The following is a 6,050-nucleotide window of genomic DNA, read 5'->3' as shown; positions in this document are numbered from 1 at the left end:
CTTCCGGCATTTTGAACGAAGAACCCTGGAGCATTGACACTGGTAGGCCCAAATCGTACCATGGCCGTCTTTTTCAGCAACTCGTGACTCCCCCTTCCACCACTCTCACTCCTGATCGTGATCGTTCTTCCGCGATGGCCTGGGGAACACTGTGCCTGCTGGCGGTGGTGCAGATGGGCATCGTGATCAAGCTGCTCACGGCCAAAAGCTCGTCCATTTCAGGAAGCAGCCCGATGACATTGTCCTCCTCGCTTCCTTCACCCACTCCGAGTGTGGTGCCGGAAATTGGGCAAATCGCTGCGCCTCCCCCTGCCTCGACGGCTCCGCCGTTGCCAGGTTCGTTGATGCCACAGCCAGCGCCCATCGTGGCTCCACCCGTTTCCAGCGCACCGCCGCCGATTGGTTCATTCAACAAGACGGATGCGCCGATGCCAGTTCCTGCCGCTCCGGTTCTTCCCCCGGCTTCTTCCCTTCCCACTGCTCCTGCAGCCCCGCCACTGCCGCCAGTTGTGCTTCCGGCAACAACCTCGGCTCCAACCATTCCGCCACTCACCACGAAACCCGATGCCGCCACCGAACTGCTGCGCGATGTGAACTATGTGGTGACTTCCGCCAAAGAAATCCGCGGCATGAGTGACATGCAGGGAGCGTTGGAGTTGTTGAAGCGTGCCGACCAACTCACGCCCGATCATCCGGCGATCATCGCCGAGCTGGCGCAGACCTACGAGCAGATGGGCATCAAGGACAAGGCCACGGATTCTTGGCGGCGCATCCAACTGCTGGGCACCACCAAGGCGGGCAGCTTTTATGAACTCGCATCACGCCGGCTCGGTGCTGGTTCGGCAGCGGTGGCGGCCCCCTTGGTCGCAGGAGCTGCCGGCATGGAGAGCGAGAAATTGATGCGCCTCGGGGCCTGCCAGGTCGCCCGCGATTTCTCGGTGAATGCCGGCGAGCGCTATGTGCTGCGTGTTCCCATTGTGCGGGCGGGTAATCAGCCGATCGACGGCAAAGCGGTGAACCTGGAAGTCTTCTTCTTTGACCGGATCAATGGCGTGAAAGTGGTGCAGACCATCGCGCCGGAGCCGGTCGAAACATGGCAGTCCGCCCCGGTGGACTGGAGCGGCGGCACCGGCGAGGAGACGCTGGACGTCGTTTATCACCTGCCCGCACTCTCCGCTGCTGAGATTCAGCAGCACGGTCGCCGTTCGTATTACGGCTACATGCTGCGTCTCTATTATAACAACAAACTCCAGGATGTGGCCGCCGAGCCCCGTGATCTCCTGGAGTTCGGATCTGCACCGGGCGCTGCTCCTGCCGGTGCCAATCCGCTCCTCCCGCCCGTGGGGAGATGATCGCCATACGACACCGCACGCATGACTCTTTTGTTTGTTGATTCCAATGCTGCACTACGCGGCACACGCACCATCTGGCTGCGGGACAGCCTCCCTGGCTACACCATCGTTGATTTCCCCAGCCCAGCGCTCGCCGCAGCGTGGGTCGCGAAAGCGGACTCGCTCGATCTGCTGGTGACCGAGGCCATTTTCACCACGCAGGAGACTGGTTTCGCGCTGCGAGACACGGTGCATGCACGCTTTCCGCAGGTGCGCGTGCTGTTCACCACGCGCTATGACCTGACCGGCTTTGAAGATCAGATCGCGGACGGACTGGTGCTCAAAGATGGACCGTACACGCCGGAAAAGCTGCTGGAGCGCATCCGTTCCCTGCTGGCGAAGAAGACAGAAACCGACGGGCCGCCGCCGGTGATGCCTCCCGGCACGGTGCTGGGCAATTACCAGGTGCTGGAACGGCTTTACGTCGAAAAAGAAGCGGAAACCTATCGTGCGCTGCAAATCGCCGTGCAACGGCCGGTGGGTCTGGTGCTGTTAAAGCCTGAATACCTGAAGCAGCCGGAGGTCGTGGCCACGTTCAAAGAACGCGAGCGTGTGAAGGCCTCGTTGATGCATCCACTCATCGCGCCGCTGTTTGAGGCCGGCGAGGCAAACGGCTGGCTGTTTTACACCCGCGAACTGCCACGCGGACGCAGCCTGGCAGAGATCGAGCTGACGGATGAAACGCTCACCGAGCGGCGGCTGGCCGAGGTGCTGCACGGTGTTGCTGAAGCGATGCAGTTCGCCACGGAGCGCGGCTATCATCACCGCAGCCTCGCTCCGCGTGACATTTACATCGACGCTGAGCACCAGGCGAGCATCGTGAACATCTTCCGTCCCACGGTGGATGACAAACGTGATGCGAAGGCAGATGTGCGCGCGTTCCTCGAACTGCTGCGTCCGGTGGCAGGCGAAGGCAAGGCACGCGGCCTGCTGCAATCCCTCGCGAACGCGAACCATGACTGGAACGGCCTGCTCATCGCGCTCGACGACGTGCGTGATGATATGCGCGAACGCAGCATCGTGCGCAAAATCGAGGCGGAGTCGCTGCCGGTGAACATGAATGGGCCGAAACCGTGGTGGGTCTGGGCGATGATCTGCCTCACGCTGGTCGTTGTAGCCGGCATCGGGGCGCTCATGAACGGCACGAACACCACGGTTCTGCCGATTGAACTGGTGCGCATCCCCGCAGGAACGTTTGAGTATCAGAAGCATGAAAATATCACACTGCCAGAGTTCTGGATCAGCAAGCACGAGGTCACCATCGGCCAGTATGCGGAATTCCTCCAGGCGCTGAAAACCGCCACGCCTGGGAAGCATGATCATTCGTCGCAGCCGAAGACCAAGACCAGCCACGAACCCGCGAAGTGGAGCCAGTATTACGCCGCTGCGAAGTCAGGCACTACCTTCAACGGCGAAAGCATCACGCTGAACACTCCTGTCACTCAGGTGGACTGGTGGGATGCGTATGCCTTTGCCAAATGGAAAGAGCAGCGCCTGCCCACCGAGCAAGAATGGGAAAAGGCCGCCGGTGGCGGTGGCGAGAAAGTTTTCCGCTATCCATGGGGCGACGAACCGCGCCGCAATGCCGCCAACCTCGGCGACGACTACAACGCCACGCCCAAAGGCAAAGGCGGCACCATCGACGGCTACAATCTTTGGGCACCCATCACCCGCATCACGCAGGATGTCAGTCACTACGGCGTATGCGACATGGCCGGCAACGTCAGCGAATGGACCGCCGGTGAGAGCAAAGACGGCGAGTGGCCCCCGCATCCTGATTACATCAACATCACAGTGCCCGTCGTCCGTGGTGGGCACTTCGGCCTGAAGAGCAGCGATCACCTGCTCACCGACCGCCTCTTTCCAGAATCCGCAAATGAAGCTACACTCGCCCGCGGCTTCCGCACCGCCTCCAGCACCGTTCCCGCCAAACCAAAACCTTGAAGCTTATGAACCGCCTCCTCTTGCTGCTGACCTTCTGCCTGCTCTCCGGCACCGTGCATGCGCAGTATGTCACCAACCTCACCTTGCAAAAAAACCAGTTCATCACCGGCGAACCGGTGGTGGCCGTGATTTCCGTCACCAACCGTTCCGGAGCCGATGTCATCGTCGGTGGTCATGGCGCGCGCGACTGGCTGCAGTTTGAAATCACCGAAACCGCCGGCCGCCGGCTCTCGCCTGTCACCATCAGCTCTGAGCAACCCATCACCTTGAAGGCGGGTGGCACCAGCAAGCACACGGTCGAAATTTCCGGTGGCTATTCCACCGCCGATCTCGGCACCTTCAACATGATCGCCAACGTGCTGCATCCCATCTCCGGCCAGTTCTACATGTCCAACAAGGTGCGCATGACCATCACCGACTCCAAGCCGAACATGTTCGACCAGCCGTTTGGCGTGCCGGAAGGTTTCCCCAATGCAGGACGCGCACGACGTTTCCAAGTCATCTTGTTCCGCGAACTCGACACACTGCAGCTTTACTGCCGCATCACCGATGACCGCAGCGGTGCTTACATCGCCACTTTCCTGCTCGGCCCCGCCATGATGGCCGTCCAGCCGCAGATCAGCATCGACACCAAAAACAAGCTGCACATCTTCTTCCTGGCCCAGCCGCGCATATTCTGCCATGCCATCGTGAATCCGGATGGCAAAATCTACAAGCGCACCTACTACCGTGATTCAGAAGGCAACCGGCCCTCCCTTCTGATGACCAACGATGGAGCGCTGGTGACCGGTGGTGAAGTGTTCGATCCCGGTGCTCCGCCACCAAAGGGCAAGCCTCTGCGCAAGGCCTCCGAAAGACCGCCGGGCCTGTAGCCACGTTCGCTCCCGGCTTACAAACACGCCCGCATTGGATAACGTGTCCGCGCTTGCCCCCGCATCATCCGCCAGCTAACAACTGCGGCCATGACCGCCACATGGACCGATCTCATCTCCGGCGCACAGCTTTACTGGGCTGTCGCCATCTTCGCTTCGGTGCTACAGGTGCTGCTGCTCGTCGGTGCCCTCATGGGCGGTGGGCATGACTTTGACCACGGTGCTGATTCACATGATGGCGGCACCACCGACACGGTGAAAATTCTCTCGTTGCGCGTGCTAGTCGCCTTCTTCGTCGGTTTCGGCTGGGCCGGTGTCATGGGGCAGCGCAGCGGCATGTCTCCCGGCTCCACCGCTCTCGCCGCCCTCATCTCCGGCGTGATCTTCATGCTGCTGCTCTTCGCCACGCTGCGTTTTCTCATGTCGCTGCGCGATGACGGCTCACTGCATTACGAAGGCGCCATCGGCCTGCGCGGCCAGGTCTATGTGACCATTCCCGCCGCTCGTGCTGGTATCGGCCAGATCGAAGTCATGCTTCAAGGCCGCCTCATCACCGCCAGTGCCGTCACCGATGCGGATCACGCCCTCGCACCCCAACACGGCATCGAAATCACCGCGCTCATGCCCCCCAACACGTTCGTCGTTAAACCAACCTCATAACACCATGTTCGACTCCGCCATGATTCCCATCCTCGCCGGCATCGCCGCCATTCTCGTCTTCGCCACGCTCGCGTTTTTCGCCTCCCGCTACAAACGCTGCCCCTCCGACCGCATCCTCGTCGTTTACGGCAAGATCGGCGGCAGCAAATCCGCCCGCTGCGTGCATGGCGGCGCGTCCTTCGTTTGGCCGGTCATTCAAGACTACGCCTACCTCAGCCTCACGCCGATGCCCATCGACATCCAACTGCGTGGCGCACTCTCTCAGCAAAACATCCGCGTTAACACGCCCTCCACCTTCACCGTCGGCATCAGCACCGAGCCCGGCGTCATGGAAAACGCTGCGGAGCGTCTGCTCGGCCAAACCCAGCCGCAAATCCAGGAACTCGCCAAAGACATCATCTTCGGCCAGATGCGCGTCGTCATCGCCACGATGCCCATCGAGGAGATCAACGCCGACCGTGACAAGCTCATCGCCAACATCTCCAACGGCGTCGAAGTTGAACTCAAAAAAGTCGGTCTCCGCCTCATCAACGTCAACGTCCAGGACATCACCGACGAATCCGGCTACATCGAAGCCCTCGGCAAAGAAGCCGCCGCCCGTGCCATCAACGACGCGAAGATTAAAGTTTCCCAGCAGGAACGCGATGGCGACATCGGTGCCGCGCTTGCCGACAAAGAGAAGCGCATCAGCGTCGCCCAGGCCCAGGCCGCTGCTGTAACCGGCGAAAACCTTTCCGCCGTCGAAATTGCCAACTCCATCGCCGCACGTCGTGAACGCGAGGCCGAAGCCGAACGCGTCGGCACCGCCGCCGAAAAAGTCGCGAGCGCCAAGGCCCTGCAGGAATCCTATCTTGCCGAAGAATCCGCCGAACGTCAGCGTGCCAAGCGCGAAGAGGCCTCGCAAATGGCCAGCATCATCGTCCAGGCCGAAATCGAGAAGCTGAAGATCGGCGTCCTTGCCGAAGCCGAGAAAAATCGCGTGCGCATCAATGCCGAGGCGCAAAAGCAACGCATCGAACTCGAGGCCGAGGCCGAAAAACGCCGCATCGAACTCGTTGCGCAGGCCGACGCTGAAAAAATCCGCATCATCAAAGAAGGTGAGGCCGCCGGTCTCAAAACCTACATGGAAGCCGAAGCCGCAGGCACGCTGGCTCAGCTCGAAGCTCGTGCGAAAGGCTTCCAA

Annotated in this window: 5 protein-coding genes; all 5 read left to right on the top strand. The window is 60.9% G+C overall.

The window, feature by feature from the left end:
* Nucleotides 1–83 precede the first annotated feature (83 nt).
* A complete protein-coding gene (locus ACKVY0_RS27195) occupies nucleotides 84–1,352 on the top strand; it encodes a tetratricopeptide repeat protein (RefSeq protein WP_409218019.1) in 1,269 nt (422 codons plus the stop codon).
* Nucleotides 1,353–1,373: 21 nt separating this feature from the next.
* Nucleotides 1,374–3,335 carry an SUMF1/EgtB/PvdO family nonheme iron enzyme gene (locus ACKVY0_RS27190; RefSeq protein WP_409218018.1) on the top strand — a complete coding sequence of 654 codons (1,962 nt, stop codon included), beginning with the start codon at nucleotides 1,374–1,376 and terminating at the stop codon, nucleotides 3,333–3,335.
* 5 nt (nucleotides 3,336–3,340) lie between these two features.
* Nucleotides 3,341–4,207: a hypothetical protein gene (locus tag ACKVY0_RS27185; RefSeq protein ID WP_409218017.1), complete on the top strand. Its 867-nt coding sequence runs from the start codon at nucleotides 3,341–3,343 to the stop codon at nucleotides 4,205–4,207.
* 90 nt (nucleotides 4,208–4,297) lie between these two features.
* Nucleotides 4,298–4,867, top strand: coding sequence for a hypothetical protein (locus tag ACKVY0_RS27180; protein WP_409218016.1), 570 nt, complete (start codon nucleotides 4,298–4,300; stop codon nucleotides 4,865–4,867).
* A gap of 4 nt (nucleotides 4,868–4,871) precedes the next feature.
* Nucleotides 4,872–6,050: flotillin family protein (locus tag ACKVY0_RS27175; protein ID WP_409218015.1), on the top strand; the 1,179-nt coding region annotated here is incomplete at its 3' end.

It is taken from the genome of Prosthecobacter sp., assembly GCF_046154365.1.
In the GTDB taxonomy this organism is placed as follows: Bacteria; Verrucomicrobiota; Verrucomicrobiia; order Verrucomicrobiales; family Verrucomicrobiaceae; genus Prosthecobacter.
Note: the sequence above shows the minus strand (reverse complement) of the source record. Positions and strands in the feature narration are given on the sequence as shown.